27 protein-coding genes are annotated in these 25,775 nt (G+C 36.6%); 7 read left to right on the forward strand and 20 right to left on the reverse strand.

Annotation, left to right across the window (positions count from 1 at the left end; genetic code table 11):
- Positions 1-40 precede the first annotated feature (40 nt).
- The 12 genes from glpK to ACLBXA_RS12555 form a co-directional block, all read right to left on the reverse strand.
- Complete coding sequence (glpK, locus tag ACLBXA_RS12500; protein WP_000760013.1) at positions 41-1,531, reverse strand: glycerol kinase GlpK; 1,491 nt, start codon at positions 1,529-1,531, stop codon at positions 41-43.
- 13 nt (positions 1,532-1,544) lie between these two features.
- The gene (gene glpF / locus ACLBXA_RS12505; protein ID WP_001272200.1) at positions 1,545-2,366 is read right to left on the reverse strand and encodes a glycerol uptake facilitator protein GlpF; all 822 of its coding nucleotides are present in this window, start codon (positions 2,364-2,366) and stop codon (positions 1,545-1,547) included.
- Positions 2,367-2,594: 228 nt separating this feature from the next.
- The gene (glpP, locus tag ACLBXA_RS12510; protein WP_000394286.1) at positions 2,595-3,155 is read right to left on the reverse strand and encodes a glycerol uptake operon antiterminator GlpP; all 561 of its coding nucleotides are present in this window, start codon (positions 3,153-3,155) and stop codon (positions 2,595-2,597) included.
- 97 nt (positions 3,156-3,252) lie between these two features.
- Entirely contained in the window at positions 3,253-3,702 is a 450-nt protein-coding gene (locus ACLBXA_RS12515) for a helix-turn-helix domain-containing protein (protein WP_447617236.1), read from the reverse strand.
- Positions 3,703-4,030: 328 nt separating this feature from the next.
- Positions 4,031-5,227, reverse strand: coding sequence for an oxalate decarboxylase family bicupin (locus ACLBXA_RS12520; protein ID WP_000747511.1), 1,197 nt, complete (start codon positions 5,225-5,227; stop codon positions 4,031-4,033).
- Positions 5,228-5,699: 472 nt separating this feature from the next.
- Entirely contained in the window at positions 5,700-6,551 is an 852-nt protein-coding gene (locus ACLBXA_RS12525) for a DUF2935 domain-containing protein (protein WP_000554483.1), read from the reverse strand.
- A 194-nt stretch (positions 6,552-6,745) separates the two neighbouring features.
- Positions 6,746-6,946, reverse strand: coding sequence for a sporulation YhaL family protein (locus tag ACLBXA_RS12530; RefSeq protein ID WP_000449223.1), 201 nt, complete (start codon positions 6,944-6,946; stop codon positions 6,746-6,748).
- A 78-nt stretch (positions 6,947-7,024) separates the two neighbouring features.
- A complete protein-coding gene (locus ACLBXA_RS12535; protein WP_150191842.1) occupies positions 7,025-7,897 on the reverse strand; it encodes an alpha/beta fold hydrolase in 873 nt (290 codons plus the stop codon).
- Between the two features lie 240 nt (positions 7,898-8,137).
- A complete protein-coding gene (locus tag ACLBXA_RS12540) occupies positions 8,138-8,383 on the reverse strand; it encodes a Phr family secreted Rap phosphatase inhibitor (RefSeq protein WP_098852333.1) in 246 nt (81 codons plus the stop codon).
- A complete protein-coding gene (locus ACLBXA_RS12545; protein ID WP_136804074.1) occupies positions 8,383-9,477 on the reverse strand; it encodes a response regulator aspartate phosphatase in 1,095 nt (364 codons plus the stop codon). The genes ACLBXA_RS12540 and ACLBXA_RS12545 overlap by 1 nt, the downstream gene beginning before the upstream one ends.
- 256 nt (positions 9,478-9,733) lie before the next feature.
- Positions 9,734-10,711 carry a ring-cleaving dioxygenase gene (locus ACLBXA_RS12550; protein ID WP_242297696.1) on the reverse strand — a complete coding sequence of 326 codons (978 nt, stop codon included), beginning with the start codon at positions 10,709-10,711 and terminating at the stop codon, positions 9,734-9,736.
- 43 nt (positions 10,712-10,754) lie between these two features.
- Positions 10,755-11,699, reverse strand: coding sequence for a ring-cleaving dioxygenase (locus ACLBXA_RS12555; RefSeq protein ID WP_063675068.1), 945 nt, complete (start codon positions 11,697-11,699; stop codon positions 10,755-10,757).
- A 491-nt stretch (positions 11,700-12,190) separates the two neighbouring features.
- Here ACLBXA_RS12555 and ACLBXA_RS12560 point away from each other — a divergent pair, with 491 nt between their 5' ends.
- Complete coding sequence (locus ACLBXA_RS12560) at positions 12,191-12,817, forward strand: LysE family translocator (protein WP_000433010.1); 627 nt, start codon at positions 12,191-12,193, stop codon at positions 12,815-12,817.
- A gap of 460 nt (positions 12,818-13,277) precedes the next feature.
- Here the strand turns inward: ACLBXA_RS12560 and ACLBXA_RS12565 are convergent, their stop codons facing one another.
- The 4 genes from ACLBXA_RS12565 to ACLBXA_RS12580 form a co-directional block, all read right to left on the reverse strand.
- The gene (locus ACLBXA_RS12565) at positions 13,278-13,610 is read right to left on the reverse strand and encodes a DUF1904 family protein (RefSeq protein ID WP_023521344.1); all 333 of its coding nucleotides are present in this window, start codon (positions 13,608-13,610) and stop codon (positions 13,278-13,280) included.
- Positions 13,611-13,911: 301 nt separating this feature from the next.
- Entirely contained in the window at positions 13,912-14,856 is a 945-nt protein-coding gene (gene yhaM, locus ACLBXA_RS12570; protein ID WP_000726650.1) for a 3'-5' exoribonuclease YhaM, read from the reverse strand.
- Positions 14,857-14,897: 41 nt separating this feature from the next.
- Entirely contained in the window at positions 14,898-17,822 is a 2,925-nt protein-coding gene (locus ACLBXA_RS12575; protein WP_242297693.1) for an ATP-binding protein, read from the reverse strand.
- The gene (locus ACLBXA_RS12580) at positions 17,819-19,060 is read right to left on the reverse strand and encodes a metallophosphoesterase family protein (protein WP_447617237.1); all 1,242 of its coding nucleotides are present in this window, start codon (positions 19,058-19,060) and stop codon (positions 17,819-17,821) included. Before ACLBXA_RS12580 ends, ACLBXA_RS12575 begins: the two co-directional genes overlap by 4 nt.
- A gap of 208 nt (positions 19,061-19,268) precedes the next feature.
- On the opposite strand from ACLBXA_RS12580, the gene ACLBXA_RS12585 reads away from it, so the two are divergent.
- Complete coding sequence (locus ACLBXA_RS12585; protein WP_000539552.1) at positions 19,269-19,454, forward strand: YhzD family protein; 186 nt, start codon at positions 19,269-19,271, stop codon at positions 19,452-19,454.
- 27 nt (positions 19,455-19,481) lie between these two features.
- Here the strand turns inward: ACLBXA_RS12585 and ACLBXA_RS12590 are convergent, their stop codons facing one another.
- Positions 19,482-19,844 carry a hypothetical protein gene (locus tag ACLBXA_RS12590; RefSeq protein ID WP_000582776.1) on the reverse strand — a complete coding sequence of 121 codons (363 nt, stop codon included), beginning with the start codon at positions 19,842-19,844 and terminating at the stop codon, positions 19,482-19,484.
- 154 nt (positions 19,845-19,998) lie between these two features.
- Here ACLBXA_RS12590 and ACLBXA_RS12595 point away from each other — a divergent pair, with 154 nt between their 5' ends.
- Positions 19,999-20,139, forward strand: coding sequence for a YflJ family protein (locus ACLBXA_RS12595; protein WP_000273536.1), 141 nt, complete (start codon positions 19,999-20,001; stop codon positions 20,137-20,139).
- A gap of 59 nt (positions 20,140-20,198) precedes the next feature.
- Here the strand turns inward: ACLBXA_RS12595 and ACLBXA_RS12600 are convergent, their stop codons facing one another.
- Positions 20,199-21,185: a choloylglycine hydrolase family protein gene (locus ACLBXA_RS12600; protein WP_151919594.1), complete on the reverse strand. Its 987-nt coding sequence runs from the start codon at positions 21,183-21,185 to the stop codon at positions 20,199-20,201.
- 149 nt (positions 21,186-21,334) lie between these two features.
- Between ACLBXA_RS12600 and ACLBXA_RS12605 the strand changes: the two genes are divergently transcribed.
- The 4 genes from ACLBXA_RS12605 to ACLBXA_RS12620 all read left to right on the forward strand — a co-directional run bounded on the left by ACLBXA_RS12605 (position 21,335) and on the right by ACLBXA_RS12620 (position 24,777).
- Positions 21,335-22,327, forward strand: a complete 993-nt coding sequence (locus tag ACLBXA_RS12605; RefSeq protein WP_447617238.1) for a zinc-dependent alcohol dehydrogenase family protein — start codon at positions 21,335-21,337, stop codon at positions 22,325-22,327.
- A gap of 145 nt (positions 22,328-22,472) precedes the next feature.
- The gene (locus tag ACLBXA_RS12610; protein ID WP_001056900.1) at positions 22,473-23,153 is read left to right on the forward strand and encodes a FadR/GntR family transcriptional regulator; all 681 of its coding nucleotides are present in this window, start codon (positions 22,473-22,475) and stop codon (positions 23,151-23,153) included.
- Between the two features lie 70 nt (positions 23,154-23,223).
- Positions 23,224-24,414, forward strand: coding sequence for an MFS transporter (locus tag ACLBXA_RS12615; RefSeq protein WP_041488111.1), 1,191 nt, complete (start codon positions 23,224-23,226; stop codon positions 24,412-24,414).
- 57 nt (positions 24,415-24,471) lie between these two features.
- Positions 24,472-24,777, forward strand: a complete 306-nt coding sequence (locus tag ACLBXA_RS12620; RefSeq protein WP_000264237.1) for a hypothetical protein — start codon at positions 24,472-24,474, stop codon at positions 24,775-24,777.
- A 96-nt stretch (positions 24,778-24,873) separates the two neighbouring features.
- On the opposite strand, the gene ACLBXA_RS12625 is transcribed toward ACLBXA_RS12620, so the two are convergent.
- Positions 24,874-25,020 (reverse strand): hypothetical protein, encoded by a 147-nt coding sequence (locus tag ACLBXA_RS12625; protein ID WP_000498641.1) that lies wholly within the window; start codon positions 25,018-25,020, stop codon positions 24,874-24,876.
- Between the two features lie 436 nt (positions 25,021-25,456).
- Positions 25,457-25,768 carry a YbjQ family protein gene (locus ACLBXA_RS12630; protein ID WP_000637513.1) on the reverse strand — a complete coding sequence of 104 codons (312 nt, stop codon included), beginning with the start codon at positions 25,766-25,768 and terminating at the stop codon, positions 25,457-25,459.
- Between the last annotated feature and the right edge of the window lie 7 nt (positions 25,769-25,775).

A 25,775-nucleotide genomic window follows, 5' to 3' on the forward strand; every position in this document is an offset into this window, starting at 1 on the left:
CCGAATTATTAACTTGTCACCATTATAACACTGTTTATGATTATTTGAAAGCTTTTGTTGCTTCAATTGCTTTTTTCCATCCAGCATATAGCTCTTCGCTTGTTTCCGCTTCCATCGTTGGTTCAAAGCGTTTGTCCATATGCCACTGTGATTTAATTTCATCTTGGTTTTTCCAATATCCAACCGCAAGACCAGCTAAGTATGCTGCACCTAGAGCCGTTGTTTCGTTAATCACTGGACGCTCTACAGGAACATCTAAAATATCACTTTGGAACTTCATTAAGAAGTTATTTTTAACTGCTCCGCCATCAACGCGTAATGTTTTCAGTTCAATACCTGAATCTGCTTCCATTGCGCATAATACATCTTTCGTTTGGTAAGCTAAAGATTCTAGCGTTGCACGAATGAAGTGCTCTTTCGTCGTACCGCGTGTTACACCAAACATAGCGCCGCGTACTTCACTATCCCAATAAGGTGTTCCTAGTCCAACGAATGCTGGTACAACGTATACACCATCAGTTGATTCAACGCGACTCGCATACACTTCACTCTCACTTGCATCTTTAAACATGCGCATTCCGTCACGTAACCACTGAATTGCAGAACCTGCTACGAAAATACTTCCTTCTAATGCGTAGTTTACTTTACCATCTATTCCCCATGCAATTGTTGTTAATAGACCGTGCTCAGAAGCTACTGCTTTTTCACCTGTGTTCATTAACATGAAGCAACCAGTTCCGTAAGTATTTTTCGCCATACCTTCACCGAAACAAGCTTGTCCAAATAATGCTGCTTGTTGGTCACCAGCTACACCTGCAATCGGTACATTTTGGCCGAAGAAGTGGTAATCAATTGTTTCTCCGTAAATTTCAGATGATGGACGTACTTCTGGAAGCATGCTCTTTGGTACTGTTAACATTTCTAGAAGCTCATCATCCCACTGTAAGTCGTGAATATTAAACATTAACGTACGTGATGCGTTTGAATAATCTGTTACGTGTGCTTTACCACCAGATAGTTTCCATACAAGCCACGAATCAATTGTTCCGAATAATAGATCACCGTTTTCTGCTTTCTCTCTTGCACCTTCAACGTTATCTAAAATCCATTTTACTTTCGTACCAGAGAAGTATGCATCAATTAAAAGACCTGTTTTTTCGCGAACCATTTCGCTATAACCTTTTTCTTTTAACTCATCACAAATTTCAGCTGTTTGGCGAGATTGCCATACAATTGCGTTGTAAATTGGTTTACTAGTTGTTTTATCCCAGACAACCGTTGTTTCACGTTGGTTCGTAATACCGATACCTGCGATTTGTTCTGGTTTTACATCTGCTTCGCTTAAGCAAGTTGCGATAACTGCTAAAATAGATCCCCAAATTTCTTGTGCATTATGCTCTACCCAGCCCGGCTTTGGAAAATGTTGTGTAAACTCTTTTTGAGCTGAATGAACAATTTCACCTTTTTTATTGAAAAGAATTGCGCGTGAGCTTGTTGTTCCTTGGTCTAATGAAAGAATATATTTTTTCATATCGGTTTCCCCCTTATGCTACTTTTCTACTATTTGTATTGCTTCCGCTTTTTTTACTTGTCATATAAGAGATTGCTAGTACAATCACAGTTGCGATAATCACATAAATAAGTGCTGAATTTTGCTTTCCTTCAAATACAACTTGATGGAATAAACCTGCAAGTGATCCACCTAAAATTGGACCTACTACTGGAATCCATGCATACTTCCAGTTTGAACCGCCTTTTCCTGCAATCGGAAGGAAGAAGTGTGCGATACGCGGACCTAAATCACGTGCTGGGTTAATTGCGTATCCTGTTGTCCCACCTAATGATAAACCAATACTTACAATTAAGAAACCTACGATAAATGGATTTAATCCATCTGCAAATTTATTTGCACCAATTGCTAATATACCAAATACTAAAACGAATGTTCCAATCATTTCACTTAAAAGGTTTGCAAATGTGTTCGGAATTGCTGGACCTGTTGCAAATACACCTAACTTTGTTCCTGGATCTTCTGTTTCTTTCCAGTGTGGTAAGTAATGTAAATATACGATAACTGCCCCGATAATTGCCCCAATCATTTGTGCTACGATATAACCTGGTACGTCACTCCATGGGAACGCTCCCTTAAATGCTAGTCCTATCGTTAAAGCTGGATTCAAATGTGCCCCACTAATTGATCCAACCGCATACGCTGCAACCGCTACTGCTAAGCCCCAGCCCATTGTAATAACAATCCAACCTGAATCTTTCGCAAACGATTTCTTTAAACTTACACCAGCACAAACGCCGCCACCAAGTACGATTAACAACGCAGTCCCTATTAACTCTCCTAAAAATGCTGACATAGTATCCCTCCACAATCAATTTAAACGCTTCCAAATGTGATAGAGGTAAAATGAATGGCCATTCGTTTTTGTCAAAAGAAAAAGACCCACAGCTTTGCACGCTTCTATATAAATTTATATAGAAACAATGAAATGTGGATCTCTTCTTTTCTCCGTCACGTTTATTAACTTGTCTATAATGTTAACCTCTTATGAAAGCGGTGTCAACAGAATTTTTTCACATTTTCGTCACTTTTTTTGGTAATGTTTCCATAGTTCGCGTTTTGACGTCGTAATCGCTGTCGCACCAGCGTTTAAAGCTCTTTCCACATCTTCTACAGTACGAATAAAACCACCTGCTAAAATCGGTACACCAGTACGCTCTTTCACTTCAGCGATAATATCCGTCATTGCTCCTGGAAGCACCTCAATATAATCCGGTTTCGTCTTATCTAAAAGATTGCAGCTCTTCTCCATCGCACTCGAATCGATTAAAAAGATGCGTTGTATTGCCACAACACCTTTTTGCTTCGCCTTCATAATAACGCTCGCCTTTGTCGAAAGTAACCCGTACGGTCGAAACTCCTGACATAAATATTCCGTCGCATGCCCATCACTCTGCAAGCCATGAATTAAATCCACATGTAAAAACACCTTTTTACAATATTGCTTCGCAAGTGATATAACACTCTTCAATTGGCCGACATGAATATCTAAAATAACGATATATTCATACGAACTATGTAATAGCTTTTCCAAATCTTTAATTTGCCTCACTGCCGGCAAAATCTTCTGTTCATGAAATTCCATTCTCTATATCCCCTTCTTTATGTCATCCTATCCTTTATAGTACACAATTTAAGTGAAAAGAACAGCTAGTGTAGGGGATTTCTTTCAAATCTTTCCTCTATTTATATATTTTCTTCAACTTATCAGAACCTATACCACCTATAATCATGAATACAAGGGGCAAAAGATTCATTACATATGGCGCATCTGCTACAATTGCAATACTTGCTCCAGCAAATTTATTTAGCATCCATACAACGATTTTTGCAATAAACAAAAATACTCCTATCATAAATAAACTATCAAAAAACACCTTCCATTTTGGATATGCCAATTTCTTACTATCTTCAATTACTTTCTGCGTCAATTCTTCATCACTCCTTAGCAGTTCATCAATCGTAATATCGAACAAATCACTTAAATGAATAATAATTTCAATGCTCGGATAGTTCTTTCCCGTCTCCCATTTCGAAACAGATTGCCTACTTACATGAATTTTTTCAGCCAAATCATTTTGCGACCAATTTCTTTTTTCCCTTTCTTCTTTTAAACGCTCACTAAAAATCATACTGTGTTTATCACCTCTCTATGCCCATTATGTTCAAATAAATGATGAAGAGTAAAGCTAGTTATCGTTGCATCGCCTGTGCAACTTATGCGTTACAGCTTATAATAGTGCTATTTTATATGTATCTTCCCTATACTATGCTCCAATAATAATTTCCCGAACAATAATACAAAGAGCGGATACTAATAAAGTGAAACTTTAATCAGCCCTCACCAATCGGGCTTTTACAGACAGCCCGGCAAATAGCGGGATAAAGACTAGATTAGGCATAAAAAATACGCCATCCCTTCTTATCAGTCTCCAGAAAGAATAACGCAAATTTTCATTTTTACTCATCATTTTTCGGACTATATGAAAACCCCGGATATTTCACAACAGGCCACTTCTCCTTACGCAGGGAATCCATTACTTGCGGGCCAACATGTATATTACTCTCCACTATTTCTTTAGGAGTCAGTGCCATCCATTGATTTAACGATACATCTTCAAAACGATTGCTTCTGAACATCTCTAAAAACCATAATGTTTCGGTACCTGTATTTTGAATATAATGCCCCGTCGCAAACGGTACATATCCGACATCACCAGCTCTATAATCAAATGTACGAGCGGTACCATTTCCAAGAAACACAGTCATTCTCGCTTCTCCTGTCAAATAATATTGCCATTCATCATTATTCGGGTGCCAATGAAGTTCTCTCATTCCACCAGGCTCAACCTCAACGAGCGCTGCTGCGATCGTTTTTGAAATAGGGAAATTTGTAGAATCTACAATTCGAACGCTACCACCAGGAGTCTTAATTGGCTTTTGTTTTAACAGTTCATGTTTAAATGTTAAAGGAACTTCCCCTTTCGGTGATTGAACTTCCTGACTTTCAAGCGAACCTGGCACCTCTCCTTGATAAATATAAACTTGACCTGAAGGGATAGAATGAAAAGCACTCTCAGGTACTCCAAAATTAGCCGACAACACTTCTTTTGGCGTATGCGCAAACCAATCAGAAATAGCTAAAGTAGATAAATCAGAAAAATGTCCATCATCGAAAACAAGTAGAAATTCACAATGTTCCAATCCTTGAATGGAATGCGGAATACCAGGCGGAAAATACCAAAGATCACCTGGTCCAACATCAGCAATAAAATTACGCCCATTTTGATCAACAGCCGTTATGCGCGCCCGTCCTAAAAGCATATACGCCCATTCTGCCTCTTTATGCCAATGTAGTTCTCGTACTCCACCGGCCGTTAAACTCATATTCACTCCCGCAATCGTCGTCGAAACCGGTAGTTCCCGAGCAGTAATCTCCCGAGACCACCCGCCTTGTTTCAAAATCATAGAAGTGTCCGAGAATGAAAACTTCAAGTTAGGAACTAACCCTGCATCCGTTATAGGCGGAACAAGCATATTCGGATTTTGAATATCCCGCATAACATTACGAGGTCCAGAATCAATCGCACCTGCTCCGTCGCTGCGGATTGGTTGTGGCACATTCCCTCCCGCTTCATTAACAGTACGTTTCTTCATGATTACACCCCTTTTTCATCCGGTTATTAGGTGAAAATCCTCCACCATAGTGTATGAATTGGGCTTTAGATGGTTACAGTTACTATGGAGTTACATCAACTGCCTATCATTATCGTTTTGTTCATTTCTCAACTTATACTAGTATGGACAGCGTCTGGAAAGATAATGAAGAAATTAAATTAAAACTAATAAAAAACCCTGTAAAATTTAGTGCAAACAAGTTAATATACTTAATTAGTAAATTTCCCTCGAATAATTTATTAGAATCTAACATCCGTATACTTCTTACATATTTATAATATTTCCACATGTACTGTTTTACAAATAATCACATATTCGATCAAAGGGATTTATATAGTCTTTAAAAGGAAATTTACTAAACGAAAAGAAAATTTTAACAACAATGAAAAGAAGCTAACAATAAATTGTTAACTTCTCGGCTTAAGGAAAAAATAGTATCTTTCCTTATCTTCTAATATCTAGGTTGTGATTGAATATTTGTAAGATGAACATCATACATATCAATGATTTCAAGAAATCTATCAGCTTCACGGAAAACATGGTCTGCTAATAATGGATGAATGATACTCTTTATTTTACATTGCTCAATTAAATCACGTGCTGTTTTCTTAAAATCCCGAAGAGATGTAACCGACACACGATTTTGATCTAAAAATTGATCTAAAAGTGGGACTGTTTGGGATTGTGGTTTCATAGATTCTAAGTCAATTGCTTGATACATCAATTCATCAAAATCATTGCTAAAATTCCGTGCTGTATCTACAAGCTTTCTTTCCGATGGATCAAGAAGATGGCCAATAAATTTAGCATGGTCTGCCATAATCCGTAAAAAGAAAACATTTTCTTTAATAATAGCATCAGGAAGGGCATCTAATTTCCCTTCATTTAATTGTATTAAACGTTTTCTAAAATAGTCAGCTTCCCTACTTGTATGGTCAACTAACAGTGGAAAGTTATTTTGTCCTGGCAATTTACATGTGAGAATTAATCCTAAAATTTTTCTTTTAAATCCCCAAATATTAGTTGCGGCTTGTTGTACTTCTGCATTAAATCTTTTTATTTGCTCAGGATCTGTTTCATTTGTATAGGAATGCGCTATTTGTTCGATATGTTCAAACAATCGATAAAATTGATTAGCCTCTTCAATTAGTTGAGTATCCTCGCATCTAAACCCTAAGCGAAGAAAAAAAGAATGCTCCTTCATGATTCTAGACCAAAAACGAATTTCATTTAATGAACGCTCAACAAACATTACAGATGTAACACCTGTATCAGGATGTAATGATGTTTCATCCCTATGCATTGTTAATCCCCCCCAGTAAAATCCCCCGCTAGTTCCATTCTTATGAGTAAAAAAATATATAAATACCATCAATAAAAGTTCTGATGAATCTCGTATACATGTAATATTAAATTTATATAACCTGATCCCCAAGAAGAAAAAGGCTACCACCTAGTTGTAAAGTTCTACTAGGTGGTAGCCTTTCAAAATTTTTATTAAAGCAATACCGAATCTTTATCACTATCCTGATTACGTTTCTCGCGCTCTTCTTCTAAACGCTTCATATATACTTCGCCTTCTTTTTCGATAAACTCATTATCCATATCTTGCTCTTTTTTCGAAGTATATAAAACCATGTAGCCACTTAGTACAATCCCGACAATTACAAGATACACCCACCATGGTAAAGTTTCCAAATCACTTCATTCCTTTCCTTAGACAAGCCTTATTAGTTTCACTTTATGAGGAAAGAAGTGGATTTATGCTTAAAATTTTTATTGTGGATGCTTCGCGAAAAATGCTTGTACATATTCCATAAACTCAATTGGTTCCTGACGAAACGGTGCGTGGTATCCTTTTTCAATAATATGAAACGTACTATTCGCAAATAGCCCATGATACAGTTCACCATTTTTCCAAGAAACACTCTTATCATGTCGTCCCCATAAAATTAAAGTCGGTACCTTAATTTTATCTGCTTCCATCGCAATGCGGCGCTCTCTCATTTTCGTAAGCTGATCATAATGCTCTTTATCATCACGACTATTTTTCACTTCATTTTTATTATACTTCGCAATCTCAGTTACAGTTTGTAAGTCCGTCGATAGCGGTGGTACTTCATAACTTTCTTTTTGCTGGAAAGACTCTATCCCTGTGGAATCCGCCAAGATGAGATGCGTCACTGCATCCGGATATAAATACGCTAAATTAAGGGACATCTCTCCGCCCATTGAATGGCCGAGCACCGCAAACTGATCGTATCCGAGCTTCTTCATTAACTTATAATATAAATTCACTTGCGCAGGAAACGAATACTGAAAATCAATAGGTTTAGAAGAACGCCCAAACCCTAAAATATCAACCGCAATAATCGTATGGTCTCGCGCTAGTTCCGGATAAATATCACTAAACCCATCAGAAGAACCACCAAACCCGTGAAGCATAAGTAACGGAGGTTTCCCCTCACCAATTTGTTTAAAATAAATCGTCTGCCCATCAATTTGCGCCATACTCTCTTTCGTATTCAACTTCATCATAACAGTATCTTTCACTTCTCCAACCTTCGCAATCGGCTTCTCAACGAAGTTACAAACAATTAACAAAACGAGCACAATACCGCTAATCATATAAAACTTAAACCGTTTCAAAGTTCCCGTCTCCTTTCTCTTGTTTCTATTTAAAGTTTTTACATTTTTTGGTTGTTTTATGTTCTCCTTTTAATTGTAACTGAGATAGTTACAATTATACTAAAAAAATATAACTCATTTCTATTACTAATGGTTATTATGTAACTATTATAGTTACATATTTAAAGTAAGTCAATTCTTTTCTCTACATGGCCTGAAAATAGAAAAAGGGACTTCATGTTGAAGTCCCTTTCTTTGTTATTATAGTTGGCTTACTCCGCCGTCGCCTCTATTATCTGCTGGTGCTCCGCCTGTGTCGCCAATGTTAATGTAGTCTGGTCTTGCTGGTGCTCCTCCTGTGTCACCAATATTAACGTAGTCTGGTCTTGCTGGTGCCCCTCCTGTGTCACCAATATTTACAGCTTGATTTGTAAAAGAACTATTGAACCCAATTGATAATACCCCTACTAATGCAGTCCCAACAATAGCCAAACGAAATTTCTTCATTATTTTAACGCTCCCTTTTCCAATATATTTTTTTGAGCCTTATTATTCATATAAAAATATTTACTTGCCTTAACATGATCATCAAATTCATAAAATTTCAGTGCTAAAATTTCAGTGTATTCTTGAATACAATCCCATAATCTTTCTCTCTCAAAATAAGAAATTCCTTCTAAAATTACATCTTCAATAATTGATACTGAAGATTTTCCATTGAGTTCTTTCAAAATTTTAAACCGATGTTGAAATTCTTTTTCCCCTAAATCAACACAAATATTTAAACCTTTTTCAACAATTGGATTCGCTAAGTTATATTGTCCTAATTTGTAATGTTCATGTGCTTCTACAAACAAGGCTTTAAAGTGTTCTGGGTAATTTTTGGTCACCTCAGATATATGACGAATCGCTAATTCTGAAAGATTTTGACTAGCATAAAGCCAAGCTAAATTATGCCGAACCATTAGCATATATTTTTTTTGATCTGCTTTTTGCAATACTTCCATAGCAGAATTAAAGTTTTCTTCCGCTAATTCATAGTGATCTATGTCTACACAACATAGTCCAAAAGCATTTTCACATAATCCTACTTTTATTTCATAGCCTGGATATTGTAAAAATGCTGTTTTTGCCCTATTCAAGTAATCTATTGCATGAACTTGGTCATATTTTTGATAATAGAAATTCCCCATCCGATAATTAAACTCCGCATGTTCTATCGGATCTGCAATATATTTCAATAACTTCTCAGCTTGCTCATACTGTTCTTTCGCTTCGTTATAATTTGAAATTAATGTGCAATGAAACCCTTTAAAAAAGTGATAATAATAAGCTAAAAAGCCCTCTGTTGGAATTTCGAAAGATTCCACTTTATCAAAACTATCTTCTCTAACTGAAATCCAATCAACTAATGCATCATATCTAAAATTCAACAACGCATGATAAAGTAATACATCCTGATCCACGTCCAACCCACTAATCTTACTTTCAATCTCCTCTTTCATTTCCGTAGCCTTCTCTATATTTTGCTGTAACATTACACGATACCAATCATCTAAAGAATGTCTCATTTGCTCCCGCGTTACTACATCTGCTCCCATAAACTCGCATCCCCTTTTCTCCAAAATTATAAAATTAGGATTTTTATACAATTATCAAAATTGTATATTACCACTCCTTTTCTATGCATTGAAAAATAATTATTAGAAAATTCTATATTTTAATTAATTATACCAAAGTTTTCCTTTTTAATAACTTGAGAAACAATTGTCAGAAAACTTACTAGGATAAATAAAAAAGCAAGCAGTTCCAGCACTCCGCTAAAACTACTTGCTCTCCTACTTACTATCTCTATTTTTACTCTTTAATAAATTCCTTCGTACTTCTCACTGTATCAATTGGACGAACTAATTTTTCAATTTCTTCACGTTTTGGCTCTAGGAATGGAGGTAAAGATAATTTTTCACCAAGTGTTTCGTATGGCTCATCTCCCATAAATCCTGGGCCATCTGTTGCGAATTCAAATAAAATTTGTGGTGCAACTCTTGCATATAATGATTCGAAGAAGTGACGGTTTACATATCCAGATGAAGGAAGTCCTACGCTACTGATTCTCTCAATCCATTCTTCTAATACAGCGCGATCTTCTACGCGGAATGCCGCATGGTGCACTGTACCAAAACCTTGTTGTGCTTCAGGAAGAACTGTATTATGTTCTACAATAACAGATGCACCGTTTCCGCCTTTGTTCACTTCAAATAAATAGAATTCCCCTTCTTGCGCAACCTCTTTAAATAATAGAACTTTTTCTAACACTTCTTTGAAGAAGCTAAAGTTTGCAATACGGATAAATACAGGTCCTAAACCAGTGATTGCATATTCTAATGGTACTGGCCCGTTTTGCCACGGTGTACCTGATTCGATTCCTTTATCAAGTTCATCTGAGATTAATTGATATTGTTGGTCATCAAAGTCAACGAAAGAAAGAGTTTTCTTACCAAATTGCTCTTTAATTCCTGTATGTTCTACTTCAAGACGGTCAAAGCGTTTCACCCAATACTCTAATGCTGCATTAGTCGGAACACGGAATGAAGTTTTTGAAATTTCATTTGTACCGTGTACGCCTTTCGGAACACCTGGGAAATCAAAGAATGTCATATCTGTTCCTGCACTCCCTTTATCATCTGCAAAGAATAAATGATACGTTTGAATATCATCTTGGTTTACTGTTTTCTTAACTAAACGCATTCCTAAAACGTGAGTGAAAAACTCATAGTTCTTTTCTGCACTACTTGTAATCGCTGTAACGTGGTGAATTCCTTTTAATTGGTTCATTTTATATTCCTCCAATGTTTTTTAATTTATATTTTCTCTCCTATTACTTCTCTTCAATAGGTGCTAAATTCGCTTCAATCTCTGCACGCTGATCTTCTAAGAACGGTGGTAAATCAAGTTTTCCTCCTAAATGTTCCACATCTCCATCAACTGTAAATCCTGGTCCATCTGTCGCAATTTCAAAAAGGATTCCGTTTGATTCACGGAAATATAAGCTTTTAAAGTAGAAACGGTCGATGATTCCTGAAGACTGGAAGCCTCTTTGTTTCACCTGTTCTTCCCAATAGGCAAGCTCTGCATCGTTTTTCACGCGAATTGCTAAATGGTGAATGCTCCCTCGGCCCGGCTTTTCAGTAGGTCCATCTAAATATTTCACAACGATTTCTCCAAAAGCCTCTCCTTTAATGGATTGAAAAATTGCTTCCTCTTCGCTACGGCTAACCGCTGTATAACCGAACATCTCTGTAAGTGTACTCGACATTTTATCAAGTCTACGAACTGTCATTTCCACAGAACCCATTCCTTGAATTTGATGCTTTGCAGGAACTTCTGATTTCTCCCAAGTTTCCCAGTGCTCTACTTTTTCTCCGTTTGAAACGAGTAGTACTAAGCGAAGACCTTCAGCATCCTCAAATTGTAAAGCAGGACGATTTGCATATGTTGTCATTTCACTATGTTTCACATCAAAATTCTCAAATCGTTCTTTCCAGTAATGTAAGCTTTCCTCTGAAGGAACGAGTAATCCAATTCGAGTAATCGCATTCGTACCGCGATATGTTCTTCCTACTAATGGAATTTCAAAAAATGATAATTCCGTACCTGGACTTCCTGTTTTATCTCCATAAAATAAGTGGTACATTGACGGATCATCTTGATTTACTGTCATTTTCACACGACGTAAGCCAAGCACGTTTTTATAAAAGTGATTATTTTCATTTGCATTTTTCGTAACCATTGAAATGTGATGATGCCCTTTAATTTTATACATTGGTTATTCCTCCGTTTCGTTTTACTAGTCAAGTGATAACTAAAAAAATAATATTTCCCACAACTAATATGGTTTTTAGCTTTTCAATTTATTCTTAATTATGTTTTTGTAAATTCATCTTAGTTTTTACTGTATAAGTTACTTTGTTTTTTAATCGAAAACAACTGAGTGTATGTTTTTCATATGACTCAATCGCTTTCGTTACTATCACTTTACACCTCAAGTGATTGAAAAGCAAGCGAAAAATCTCGAATTCAAGATTTTTTTGTTAAATAACATTTAGGGTGTAAAATCTGATTATTTACGTAATTGACATTCTATTAAAACGCTCATTTACAGAAGAACATTATTCAAGTGAAGCCCTCTATAATTCAATTACAACTCCTTGAAAGCTTATGATACTATCCTGATCACACTTTTTACATTTAATGTTTTAAGGAAAAAAGCTATACTATAAGCGAAACTAAAAATCAGAAAGGAAATACCAGAACATGGAAAATTATATGCTATTTATCCTTACAGCACTCCTTATTATAATGATGCCTGGTCCCGGTTTTGCTTTAGTTACAAAAAACACTATCTCTCATGGTAGAAATGGTGGAATAAAGACCGTCTTAGGAACAGTATCTGGAATGATGATTCATACAATAATGGCTACACTAGGACTCTCTGCTATCTTAATGAAATTTGCTATGCTATTTACATTAATAAAATATGCTGGGGCATTTTATTTAATTTATTTAGCTGTAAAGTCAATTAAAAGTGCCTTTTCTAAAAAAGAAGATATGTCAAGTTCAGTGGAAATAAACTCTAAGGATATTGGAACGGTTAAAAGTTTTAGACAAGGATTTACCACGGCAATCTTAAACCCAAAAACGGCTGTATTTTTCCTTAGTTTTCTACCCCAATTTATTGTGAGTAATCAAAGTCATTTCTTCCAATTTCTTTTGTTGGGATTCACATTTACGACTTTGACAGCAATATGGTATTTACTTTATATCTCTCTAATACGTCAATTAAGAACTTTTTTAAGAAAAGAAAAGGTGAACCGTACAATAGAGGGTATTACTGGCACAGTATTATTAGTATTTGGAGTTAGGCTATTTTTCCAAAAATAAATATGTAATAGAGAGAGTTTAAAACTTTCGGTTTTTCCAATAAATGAATCAATATAAAAAGTATGGCTTTCAAACAGTAAAAAAGTGAACAAACGGGTGTGTTTGTGGAATAAGCTTCAATAAAATAACCAAACTTTTTATAAAGAAGTGAATCGATTATATTAAAATTGATATAAAGGCGTTATCCTTTCCTATGATTTCTCAGAAAGAATAACGCCTTTCTCTTTTTAGAGGATATTTTGTCTAGTTAGCTTGATAGCGATGTGGTTCTATCCCTTATAAAGTGAAACTTTAATCAGTGGGGGTTTTGTTCATCCCCCACTGATTATTAGTTGAACCAATCGGGCTTTTACGGACAGTTGATCCCCCACCTAACTTCTTTGCTTCCGCTGAATTTTGAGGTGGGGGTCTTACTGCCCGTTAATGCGGGATAAATGTTACAAAAACATTTATAATATCTCTAACTTGCACAATGCTTCCCGTTAATATAATACGCTGATTCTGTGAAAACCGTAAATACAACCTCTACTTCTGGAAGTCCAAAATCCATTACATATGTAGTAATGGCCTTGGCAAATCGATCACGAATTTCCTGTCCACGCTCGAACCATTTCACTTCAATAAGAGGAAACGCTTCTATTTCTTCTCCATTGAATATAAACGTAGAACTTGGTAGTTCCAACGTAAAATTATCCGTACCACACTCACAAATCTCTGCGAGCTCTTCTACTAATGGCTTGCTTATGTGTTTTAATTGTTCAGTAGTAATTCCACGAAACACAATATGCGGCATGTAAATCCCTCCTTTAGATAGTTTTATATTTGCCCACATCATAGCACAATTCTCCCACCTTTTAACAAAAATAGATGCTAAACAAGTTTCAACTCTTATTTTTAGGCCTGTTATACAGGCTGAAGCGATTCTAAGTATCTGCCATATTAAAGTTGATATGCTCCCATTCTAGTGGTGAGATATGTTTTAATCGTTCTTCGTTAATCCCATGCGTACTTCTTAACTATTTCATTTAATTTTTAATAAAGAAAACAGCCTCACTAAGCTTTTAAAACTTAATGAGGCCACTTTATTCACACTTTTAATTATGGAACGTCGGTTTATAGAACGAACGATTATCAAGTGCAAAGACACGCTCTGTGTATTCACCTGGTTTTGTGCGTCCTAATGCGCGGTCCATCATGTTCATTTTTGCATCTAGGTTATCGATGTAGTGCAGAATTTCTGCTTCTTTTACTAATGGTGGTTTTGGGCTACCCCATTCTGCTTTTCCGTGGTGAGAAAGGACGATGTGTTGAAGAATTAATACTTCTTCTGCATCGATGTTCAGCTCATCTGCTGCTTTACCAATTTCGTTCACCATGATAGAAATGTGGCCTAGTAAATTTCCTTCTAACGTATACGTTGTAGAAATTGGACCAGATAGTTCAATTACTTTACCAAGGTCATGTAAAATAACGCCTGCATATAGTAAGTCTTTATCTAATGATGGGTATAGATTTGAAATAGCTTTCGCTAAATCTAGCATTGATACAACGTGATAAGCTAGTCCAGATACGAACTCATGATGATTCTTTGTCGCTGCTGGATATTCTAAAAATTCATTTTGATGCTTATTTAATAAATGTCTTGTTAGACGCTGAATGTTCGGGTTTCTCATTTCAAATATGTATTGCGTAATTTTCTCAACCATATCTTCTTTTTTCACTGGTGCTTTTTCTACGAAATCCGAGATATCTGTTACTTCATTTTCATTCGCAACACGGATTTGTTTCACACGTAATTGAATACGTCCTTTGTAGTTTAAAATATCACCAGCTACTTTAACGATTGTTTCTGCTACATATTGTTTCTCAACTTCTGGTGATACGTCCCATAGCTTCGCTTCAATATCTCCACTTGGATCTTGTAAGATTACTGTTAAAAATGGCTTTCCATTACTTGCTAGACCTTTTGTCGCTGTTTTAATTAACAAGAAAACATCGACTTGTTCACCAACTTCATATTCTGCAATTTTCTTTTTCATTCGAATTCCTCCACCAAATCAGTTACTTTTAGTATAGCATATTACAACTCATTTTCTTTACGCTTATGTGTTAATTTTATAATCTGTTTTTCTGTAAAATACGCGAGTAAATGCGCATGACATGTAAAGAAGATGACTTGTCTATCTTTTGCGATTTCCTTTATTAGTTCAATCGTTCGATCCGTCCTTACCGCATCAAAGTGCACGAAACTATCATCAATAATAAATGGGTAATCATGTTCAAATGTTTTCGCAAGTGCAAATCTCAGCGATAAATATAACTGCTCCGCTGTCGCTTGGCTTAGTTCATGACTGTAAAAACGTATACCGTCGTTACGTTCAACAACGAACGGCTCCGCCTCTGACGGTGAAAAGATTTTACTATAGCGTCCGCCCGTTAAATAGACGAAATACTCTTCTGATTTTTGTAAAATACGAGGCAGATGCACTTCATGATAATATTGCTTCGTTTTCGTTAATACTGTCTTTGCGGCCGCATAAGCAGCCCACTTCTTCACTTGTTCACGTACTTGCGCTTTTTTCATTTCCCACTCATGCATTAAATCGCCGTACGTACTACCTTCTTCTAAATTCGCAATTTCCATACGATGTTTCGCGATGCGCTCTGTCAATTCTTTCTCTTGCGCCAGACAGTTTTGTACGACTGTAATTTCTCTCTTTAATTTCTCTTCATAACCGTCAGCTTCGTAATGTTCAGCTAATGATAAACTCTTTAAACGCTGTTCTAACAGATCAATTTGCGGTAATAAACGCACTACTTGTTTCTCAGCATCTTCACGTTTTTCCGCCAGTTTACCCGCTTCTAAAAACATCTCTTCATCTGTAGTCTCTGCAATATTCCATAATGCATTTCGTTCTACTAACAGTTGTTTCAATTGTTCTTGCATAAACTCATATTCTTCTTGCCATTCCGCCAGTTTTTCTTTTAACTGCTTACAAGTTTGGCGCTTCTCTTTCTCATTTTGCATACGACTTTGTGCCCCGTGTAGCTTACTATACTCCGCACTACCGATAACAGCTTCTAGTTTCTGTTCAAAATGCGAAATCATTTCATATAATGAAGATTTTCGCGTGCCTTGTTTTTCTAACTCCCGATATAATTGCTGCATTTTTTCAATACGCTCAAACGCTGGCAATATGTGTGCATACGTATAAAATTCTGGGAACATATAGCGCGTTTTATATGCATCTACTTGTTCTCCCGCCTGGAACGTTTCTCTCTCCCATTCCTCATACGATGAAACGACTTTATCATAAGCTCGCTCCATTTGCTGCAATTTATAAGACTCACGCTCAAATAGCTTCCGAATCTCTTCATCTTTTTCTAACTCATAGCGCACAGACAGCGCTTCTTCACTTTGTCTCCCGCCAGCACTTTGCTGAAGAGTAAGAAGCTCTTCTTGTAATCCACTTGACGGATCTTTATATAAAACAAGGGCAAGAACAATCCCTACAAAAACAATAACACTAATAAATAAGAGCGGGCGGTTATCAATAAATAAACTCGTGAATAAAACAAGCGTGTTAATAAGAAGTAACAGAAGACAAACTCTTTGCCACTGCTTTTTCTTTTGCATAGCTGCTCCTGCTTTTTCCTCATACTTGCGCTTCATTCTCTCTGCGCCCATACCGATAAACGCCGCATCTTGGAACGATTTCTCTTTCTCAACTAACGTATTTCGCTCTTCATCAACTAACATTTGTTTCTGAATCTGTCTTATATTTTCTTCTTGTTCTTCTAATTGCTCTTGCGCTACTTTAAAACGATCATCAAGCTGTGCTTTTTGCGTTTCTAATTCACGTGCCTTTTGCACGGTTTGCGTAATTAATTCTTTCGTTGCCAAACTCATGTCAAACGCAAGAACCGCTTCCTTTTCAAAAGTAGCACCAATTTGCTGTTCTAGTTCTGCAATTTCTTTTTTTATATTCGCAATACTTCCTGTCATATCACGCATTTCTTGGCGTGCATTTTCGTAAGACATATGTTGCATACGAAGTTCTTCTACATAACTTTCTTTTTGTAAAAACTCTTCATCTATTTGAATCGAGGCAATTTCCGATTGCACTGTCTCGATTTTCTTATGGAGCGAATCAACTTGTAACTGAAGCGGCTCCATCTTCGCCTTAATCGCTTCATAGCGCGCCATTCCGTTTACAGGAAACTGCCCGCTCTCATTTTCTAACACTTTCTCATGCGCACGCTTTTCAATAACGAGGGGCTCAAGCGCTGCTAATATTTCATAATCTTGCTTTCGCTTTTCTGCATTCTCTTTTTCCACGCGAACAGAAGCAAGCTTCTCTTCACTTTCTTTTAACTGCTTCACTTGTTTTTCATACGTGCCAATTTTCCCTTGCCACTCTTTCATCTTCTCTTCAAGTTTCTTCATCTCTTGCAGTGACACGTTAATTTCCGGTTTACGCCCACTCGGTTTAAAACGCTGATCCATTTCTTTTTCTAGCTTTTTATCTAACTGTAATAGCGCATCGCTTCCGACTGCACTTGCTGAAAATAAATAATTGCCAATATCTGCTTCGCCGAGCTGATGAATATTTTGAAGACCATGCATATCAAATGAAAAGACCGATTCAAATAAACTTTCATTCATCCCGCTTAATATATCGTTTAAAATTTCCTCGCCGCCCGTTTTCCCGTCTTCAAAATAAACGGTCACCTCGCCAGCTGCCGTCTTTGGCAATCGTTCAATTTTCAAACGGCCGTACTGCTCTGTTTGTACAGTCATCACACCGCCATACTTCCCGCCTTCTTTCGGCTCATAACGGCGCTGTCCTCTCGTCGGAAAACCGAACAGAATACTTTTCATAAACGAGCGAATTGTCGATTTCCCCGCTTCATTTTCACCGTATAGCACCGTCAGCAAGGAAAGATCCATTTCCACATTTTCTAATTTTCCGTACCCATAAATATGGAGTTTTTCAATTCTCATTTTTTATCCCTCTCTTGCTGGAATAATTGCTCTAAAATAATATTTTCTGCTTCCTTTTGAATCTCTTTCTTCTCTTCTTCTGTAAAAGATTCAATACTATTACGCGCTACAGGAGATGTCCAAATGGTGCGCAACACGCCGTCCATATTTGTGAAAGCTTCTAGCTCCTTTAGCACACTACCGACGAAATGATTTTCCGCTTTCAAACGTTCGATTTCCGCAAAAGAAACCGTCTCATTTTTCCACTTCATTGCATATACGAAATCTTTTCGCTCTTCGCCAGATGCTAAAATGTGAAAAATCTCTTCCACACGCTTTTCGTCACGCAAATAAGGAGAAAGTGGGCCCTGCCCTATGAATACGACAGTTAAAAGCGTCCCTTCCTCTTCTCTTCGGCAATCATTCATCGCAGTTGACATGCTCGTCATAAGTTCATCAACAGTTTCAAGTCCATCAATACAAACCTCGATCTCATCCCATACAACATCTGCCGTATGGAAAAATGAACAGTGCGTTCCTTGTTTCGTAAGTTCAATAAGGTACGCACCCTTCTTGCCTGTTTCCTTACGATGACGACCTTGTATGTTCCCTGGATAAATAATATACGGCTCTTCTAATAAAATTTCACGTTTATGTATATGGCCAAGAGCCCAATAATCAAACTGTTTTTCTTTCAATTCACGAATTTGAAACGGTGCATAGCGATTATGCTCTGCATCTCCTTCCACACTTCCGTGAAGCATGCCAATATGAAAAGGCGCATCACTCATTTTCGTATACTGCGCTGTCATATTATCCGTTACCGCTTGCTGCAAATAACTAAACCCATAAATAGAAGCTAATAGCTCACCATTTTTATAAAATGATTTCTCTTCTACGTAAGGCTCCGTAAACACATGAACATTTTCCGGAAACTCAATCGCTGCCCAGCTTCCTCCTAAATGATCATGGTTACCGTGAATAATAAAAACAGGGATATCGTACTGCGAAAGTCTCTTCATTTGCTCACGCACAAACACTTGCGCCCTCAAACTTCTCGTCTCCGCATCATACAAATCCCCAGCTAGTAATACGAAATCAACGCGCTCTTGAATCGCTTTATCAACAATACGCTCAAATGATTCAAACGTACTTTGCTTCATTCTCTCCCAAACAGACTGCGCAACATTCATCTCCATTCCTTTAAACGGACTATCCAAATGCAAATCAGCCGCATGTATAAACTTTACTTGTTTCACAAATAACGATCCTTTCTATCTTTCAAAAGTTTCATTTTATTAAAATTAACATCGCTGAAAACTAATCATCATCGAGAATGAAAATATTCTCGATGATTAAAGTTTCATTCTATTTTACCACGCAATGTCATATATTTCTTTGCATATTGTAGCGTTTTATGTCAAAATAATTATAAGATTCTGATTTTAATTATTGGAGGGAATTTTCATGGGAGTATACGTTCTAACAGTCTTTGAAAAAGATGGTTCAAAAGCATTAGACGAATCATTCGAGGCGGCAACTGAAAAAGAAGCAAAAGCAAAAGGTGAATCTATTTTACAAGAAAAAGGATTGTATGAAAAAACACATCGCTGTACATCTACTGCAGGTAAGCTCGTTTTATTCCAGCGCTAAAAAAAAGAAGCGTCATCCGCTTCTTTTTCACTCTACTATATCTTCGTCACACCACGTAAACACCACATCTAGAATGCGATTACCAATACGTACGCGTTTATTCCATTTACCTGTTTGGATCTGATGTTGCAATTCAGCTTTCATCTTTTCCGTCCAGTCGTGAATCGTTTCACTACCGTCGTACGGATATACGCCTGGAAACTCTTCCTGCAGTAGATGCAAGCTCTCTGCATCAAAATGAAAATGGAAGAAGTAGTTTGCTGTAAGCGATGGTTCTTGCAATCGTAAAAAATGATCATCAATTTGCTTTCTATTTCTATAGAAAGTAAAGATATTCACTTTACCGCTAGTAATTTGGTCAATTTGAATTTCGTGCTTCTCTATAATCACGTCTTGTCCACCTCGTTGTATACTATCTTTAGTATATATGTCTTTTGCAACAAAGTTAACCATTTTCGCGCGAAATTCATTTCCTTCATTATATTACCTGTACCTCCATATGCAATCAGAACAAATAAAAACAAAGTTGAAGGGGAGCGATCACATGTATTTCGGAAGCAAAGGTTGGTATGTAAAAGAACTTAAAAAATTAGGTATCCGTACTTATGAAGGTAAAAAACTAGAATCGTATCGTACGCATGTGTTATCTAGTTTACTTGAGAGAATGAAGAAGGCTTCGGCTTAATAGAAAAACACCTCCCGAATTCGCATACTAAGTATGCAAATTCAATGGAGGTGTTTTTATCAGTTTTCATAAAAGATTTTTTGCTTCCGCTGGAACGGATACGTTTTAATCTCAACTGTATCTAAATTTTCATTGAATAAATGAATGGCTATAATTTGTCTACAATCGTAAGTATGGTAATAATATGTTCCAGACTCCATACACATTGCACTTGTATAGATAGTATTATCTAATATACCGTCTTCTGTTATTACTGCCCCCTTAGGAACCTCACAATTTGATAAGATATGAAAAATAGCCGATATCCCGTCTTCTTCGTTCTCTATACCTTGAATGTTTTGTTTGCCATATGCTGCCCGCACGAATCTTGATGGCGGGGTGAAATCTCCAGGAAGTCCCATCGATCCGGAACCTTGGCCAAAAGCACTTAATGGTACGTCTCCCCACTCAGTTGGCGCAAATGGCTGCGATTTAAGTCCAATATATTGTCTTAAATTTTGTAAATGCCAATTAAACTCCGGGCTATTAGTCATCACTCCTATTGGATTGTCATACATTTTTATTCCATCAGTTGTCGGCTCAAGTACAATACACTCTCCCCATTTATCTGCTAAAATCCAATGTAGTGGCGGAGTAATCCCTAAAACTGGTAATGGTACATCTATAAGGGAAATGTTATCAACAGATTTTTTTAACTCTTCAACAGAATTAAACTGCGTCAAGCTCCAAGCCACAAAATCAAATGGTGCTAAATTCGTTTTATGGTCATCTATGCTGTTACTATAAGTAGCGAATCCCGGGAAATAGAGAGTGGCACATGTCATACCAGCTTCATTTACTCCGTCCGCCATAATGACCCTTCCTTCATGATTAATTCCCATTCCGACAACAGCATTTTTCGCTCGGATCGTTTCACCAGTTATATTGTTCCACTGATAACGCCGAGGAATGATTATTACTTCCTGATTCATATCTAATGTGAAATCCATTGTTCTCGCAAAAAGATGCTGGAAATTTTTTGTTTGTAACGTCAAACTAGTACACATGAAGAAATCCCCCCATTTTATATTTATATACACATTTTATAAAATTCTGATAAATACGTAAATTAAAAAACCTATTTATCACTAACAAAATAACCACCCAAACCAAAAATGCTATAATAAACCCAATCAAACTAAGGGGGCAAATTACTTTGCTTGGAACATGCATTCAATTTCATAAGTTTGGCAATCCAAAAGACGTATTACAAGTTGAATATAAAAATATAGAACCACTGAAAGATAATGAAGTTTTCGTTCGTATGCTAGTTAGACCGATTAATCCATCTGACTTAATTCCAATAACGGGGGCGTACGCTCATAGAATTCCTTTACCTAACATACCTGGCTATGAAGGTGTTGGTATTGTAGAAGATGTTGGCGCAGGCGTTACGAGAGACCTTATCGGTAAACGTGTTTTACCGTTACGCGGAGAAGGTACTTGGCAAGAGTATGTGAAGACGTCAGCTGATTTTGTAGTCCCTATCCCTGATTCCATCGATGATTTTACAGCGGCGCAAATGTATATTAACCCTCTTACGGCGTGGGTTACTTGTACAGAAACGTTAAACTTACAACGTAATGACGTTTTATTAGTGAATGCTTGTGGATCTGCTATTGGACATCTATTTGCGCAGTTATCACAAATTTTAAACTTCCAATTCATTGCTGTTACAAGAAATAATAAGCATACAGAAGAATTACTACGCCTTGGTGCTGCATATGTAATTGATACTTCCACTGCTTCGCTTTATGAAACAGTTATGACATTAACAAACGGCAGAGGTGCAGATGCTGCGATTGATTCTATCGGGGGGCCGGCTGGAAATGAATTAGCTTTCTCCTTACGTCCAAACGGGCACTTTTTAACGATCGGTCTTCTATCAGGAATACAAGTGAACTGGGCAGAAATTGTCACGAAAGCCAAAGTACACGCGAACATATTTCATTTACGACATTGGAATAAAGAGGTGTCACCATATAAATGGCAAGAAACGTTTCATCACTTAATTCGTTTAGTAGAAAATAAGCAATTACGTTTTATGACGGTACATTCTACGTATGACTTAGCGGATGTGAAAACAGCAGTTGATGTTGTGCAGTCTGCTGAGAAAACGAAAGGGAAAGTGTTTTTGACGAGTTATTGAATGCAATTGAAGACTCTATTTTGATTGATTTTTTTATGCCTTATAAACCTAATTTTGATATCCCGGCTTCAACTACCTAAAAATAACATTGTCAACAGCACTTATATTGGTTATCATAAAAGCGAACATAACAGGAGATGAGCAGATGAATATGAACGAAAAGAAATCTTTTTCAAAAGTTTCTCGGCGGAAATTAGTCGATGAAGTATTGGAACGTCTACAAGAGAAAATCTTTTCTGGGAAGTATGAAGTTGGTGATCGCCTCCCTACAGAGCCGCAATTAATGGAAGAGTTAGGGGTAGGACGCTCAACGCTACGAGAAAGCATAAAAATATTAGTACATGCTGGCATATTAGAAGTTCGACAAGGACAAGGTACTCGTATTGTCTCACTTAATATAACGCAAGATTCATTTGAAAAACGACTACAAGCAGCTAATATAAATCATGTGTATGAAGCACGAAATATGTTAGATAAAGAAGTAGCGATGTTAGCGGCACAGCGCCGAAGCGACGAGGATCTTTTATACTTAAAAGGACATTTGAATAAAAGAAAAAATGCCCTTCAAGAAGGAAATTATGTAGCATACATAGATGCAGACATTCAGTTTCATCTAGCCATTGCAAAGGCGAGCAAAAACGAAGTTCTACTTGATTTGTATCAATCTTTCGTACCTGCCCTTCGTCACATTTTAAGCCAATTCATATTAAATACAGCGAACTATGAAGATAACTCTGACATTCATGAAAAGTTATTCCAAGCGATTTTAAAACAAAATACTGAAGAAGCACGAAAATACGCTGTTCAAAATTTGGAGCTGAAATAAGCTCCTTATCTATTACACAAAAACATCAGATGATATACTCAATAACATCTGATGTTTAAGAGAGGAGAAAATGAAATTGAAACATCAAGAACGAACTTATTTGTATATACTAGCGCTATTTTTTGTTTCTATTAATTTACGTATCGGAATTACATCTGTTTCACCTGTATTAGAAACAATCCGACAAGACTTAAATATAAGCAATTTTTCCGTTAGTTTTTTAACAGCTATTCCTGTTTTTTGTATGGGGACATTCGCCTTACTGACTGGGAAGGTAATTAAGAAATACGGGGCAGAAAAATCAATTATGGCTTGTCTTATTTTAATTGGCTTGGCAACATGTATGAGAGCTTTTACCTTTTCTATTTCCACATTATTCGCGAGCTCTTTATTTATCGGTATTGGAATTGCACTTGCAGGTCCGTTATTATCAGGTTTTATTAAAGAAAAATTCCCTACGAAAATCGGCTTAATGATTGGAATATATTCAGTAGGTATGGGTACTGGTGCTTCTTTAAGTTCAGGATTAACGATTCCTTTACAACATGTATTAAAAGGATCTTGGAATATGGCACTCGCTTTTTGGGGTGCACTAACTATTATCGCCATTATATTTTGGTATCCCATTATGAAACGAAAAAAGAAGACGAGCACACAAAATAAAAAGAATAATAAATTGCCTTTAAGAAATAAAAAAGCATGGTTATTTACAATCTTTTTCGGACTACAATCAGGAATCTTTTATTCCATTACGACTTGGCTTGCGCCAGCAAATCAAAGTATGGGTGTGAGTAGCGAGCAAGCGGGTACTCTTATAACTGTTTTTACAGTGATTCAAATGATATGTAGCTTTTTAATTCCAACATTAGCGGATATTTATAAAAACAGAGCACTTTGGTTATTAGGAAGTATATGCTTTGTACTCGTAGGTTTATCGCTTATGATTTACCCACTAACTACACCATGGACCCCTTCTATTTTACTAGGGATCGGGCTCGGCGGCGTATTTCCACTCGCTCTTATGCTGCCACTATATGAAACAAAAACTTCAGAAGATGCAAGTGCATGGACTGCTATGATGCAATCAGGAGGATATATTATGGGCGGATTCATTCCTGTCCTAGCTGGAATCGCTCGTGACTATTTTGATAGTTATACGCAAGTTTTTATTATAATGGCACTTTTAAGCTTAATTTTACTCCTATTAACTTTAGTCATGAACAAAAAGGAAGGAGAAGCAAAAAATCTTATCTCCGCTTAAACTAAAAAATGTTATTATATGGTATAATTTGGTTAAAATACGAAAGGAGCTTCTAATATGTGGTTCATTTCGGCAATCGCGCCCGTTTTAATAGTTGGTGGAATTGTAGTATTTGTAATAAAAAGAATGGAACGGAAATATAAAGAAGGAAAATTAGGTAAGAAAAAACCTCAAAAAGCTCAACTGTTATTAGATAGTTTAATACCTATAGGAATGCTTTTTGGCTGTATAATCGGTTTGATTTTCGGCATGTTTTTCCCAGATTTCTCACTGCTTTCCATTAGTTTAGGATCCGGAATAGGCTATTTATTTGGTTTTTTTGCCTATGAAATTTATAGCAAGACAGGAAACAATTTTTGTTAATCCAAAAGGAATAAGCGGGACAGTACATAGTAATCATATAAAATATGTAACTGTCCTTTATTTTTGCATCAATGTTATCAATTTTTCTTCCACATCCTATACGCCTTTTTTATTGATTTTTCTCCCCTCTTTCTTTCGCATATTCGCTTTTTTGTTTTTCTCGGCTCTATACCCAAAGTAAAGTATCGCACATGTAGTAATAGAACCTACAATGTATCCTAAAAAGCCTCCTAACCAAAACATAATATAAATTGCCCCCAATCCATTATAAATTTTATGTAACAGACATCTGTAAAACGTTCTCGGTACCTCCGTTTTTTATTACAGATTGGAAAATCCCCTTAACCATTCCATCTATGAACACTCTGTCTTCTCTATTTTGATTATTATCTATAAAGTTATTTATACCACTAATTCTTCCATTATCTCAAATAACAATTTTATTATAAAATTCGCACTTACGTTACATATATGTAGCATTACTGTTTCTTTTTCATTTAGCCCTTAAAACTGTTCTATAATTTGAACGAGTTCGCTCTTTTGTACGAAATACCATTTATGCTACTGGCACTTCTATTTTTCTAAGAAATACAATCCCATTCTTTTTACTTTTACAACTTAAAAACAAAAAACCCCCTCAAAGCATGAACTTCAAGGGGTGAGCCTGTTTTTTATTTACTTATATACGTACAGCTGTACCACTGACAGCTACCATTAACATTCCATCACGAACAACCTCGTAATCTACGTCAATACCAACGATAGCGTTCGCACCTTTTTGTTTTGCAAGTTCTTTCATTTCGCCCATTGCGATATCACGAGCTTCTTTAAGCTTACTTTCATAAGAACCAGCACGACCACCGACAACATCACGAACAGAAGCGAATAAATCGCGGACAATGTTTGCACCCATAATAGCTTCACCATTTACAATATCAATATACTCAATAATCTCTTTACCTTGAATTCCAGAAGTTGTTGTTACAATCATGACTGAC

The organism is Bacillus sp. D48C, assembly GCF_053345735.1.

Coding starts and splice junctions, on each gene's coding strand:
- ACLBXA_RS12525 (WP_000554483.1), bottom strand. CDS start 6,551: ATGCATAGGGATGAAACATCATTACATCCTGATACAGGTGTTACATCT.
- ACLBXA_RS12630 (WP_000637513.1), bottom strand. CDS start 25,768: ATGATTGTAACAACAACTTCTGGAATTCAAGGTAAAGAGATTATTGAG.
- ACLBXA_RS12565 (WP_023521344.1), bottom strand. CDS start 13,610: ATGCCGCATATTGTGTTTCGTGGAATTACTACTGAACAATTAAAACAC.
- ACLBXA_RS12615 (WP_041488111.1), top strand. CDS start 23,224: ATGAAATTGAAACATCAAGAACGAACTTATTTGTATATACTAGCGCTA.
- ACLBXA_RS12560 (WP_000433010.1), top strand. CDS start 12,191: ATGGAAAATTATATGCTATTTATCCTTACAGCACTCCTTATTATAATG.
- ACLBXA_RS12585 (WP_000539552.1), top strand. CDS start 19,269: ATGGGAGTATACGTTCTAACAGTCTTTGAAAAAGATGGTTCAAAAGCA.
- ACLBXA_RS12545 (WP_136804074.1), bottom strand. CDS start 9,477: ATGGGAGCAGATGTAGTAACGCGGGAGCAAATGAGACATTCTTTAGAT.
- ACLBXA_RS12595 (WP_000273536.1), top strand. CDS start 19,999: ATGTATTTCGGAAGCAAAGGTTGGTATGTAAAAGAACTTAAAAAATTA.
- ACLBXA_RS12575 (WP_242297693.1), bottom strand. CDS start 17,822: ATGAGAATTGAAAAACTCCATATTTATGGGTACGGAAAATTAGAAAAT.
- glpP (WP_000394286.1), bottom strand. CDS start 3,155: ATGGAATTTCATGAACAGAAGATTTTGCCGGCAGTGAGGCAAATTAAA.
- yhaM (WP_000726650.1), bottom strand. CDS start 14,856: ATGAAAAAGAAAATTGCAGAATATGAAGTTGGTGAACAAGTCGATGTT.
- glpF (WP_001272200.1), bottom strand. CDS start 2,366: ATGTCAGCATTTTTAGGAGAGTTAATAGGGACTGCGTTGTTAATCGTA.
- ACLBXA_RS12540 (WP_098852333.1), bottom strand. CDS start 8,383: ATGAAGAAATTTCGTTTGGCTATTGTTGGGACTGCATTAGTAGGGGTA.
- ACLBXA_RS12600 (WP_151919594.1), bottom strand. CDS start 21,185: ATGTGTACTAGTTTGACGTTACAAACAAAAAATTTCCAGCATCTTTTT.
- ACLBXA_RS12550 (WP_242297696.1), bottom strand. CDS start 10,711: ATGAACCAATTAAAAGGAATTCACCACGTTACAGCGATTACAAGTAGT.
- ACLBXA_RS12610 (WP_001056900.1), top strand. CDS start 22,473: ATGAATATGAACGAAAAGAAATCTTTTTCAAAAGTTTCTCGGCGGAAA.
- ACLBXA_RS12515 (WP_447617236.1), bottom strand. CDS start 3,702: ATGATTTTTAGTGAGCGTTTAAAAGAAGAAAGGGAAAAAAGAAATTGG.
- ACLBXA_RS12520 (WP_000747511.1), bottom strand. CDS start 5,227: ATGAAGAAACGTACTGTTAATGAAGCGGGAGGGAATGTGCCACAACCA.
- ACLBXA_RS12625 (WP_000498641.1), bottom strand. CDS start 25,020: ATGTTTTGGTTAGGAGGCTTTTTAGGATACATTGTAGGTTCTATTACT.
- ACLBXA_RS12555 (WP_063675068.1), bottom strand. CDS start 11,699: ATGTATAAAATTAAAGGGCATCATCACATTTCAATGGTTACGAAAAAT.
- ACLBXA_RS12620 (WP_000264237.1), top strand. CDS start 24,472: ATGTGGTTCATTTCGGCAATCGCGCCCGTTTTAATAGTTGGTGGAATT.
- glpK (WP_000760013.1), bottom strand. CDS start 1,531: ATGAAAAAATATATTCTTTCATTAGACCAAGGAACAACAAGCTCACGC.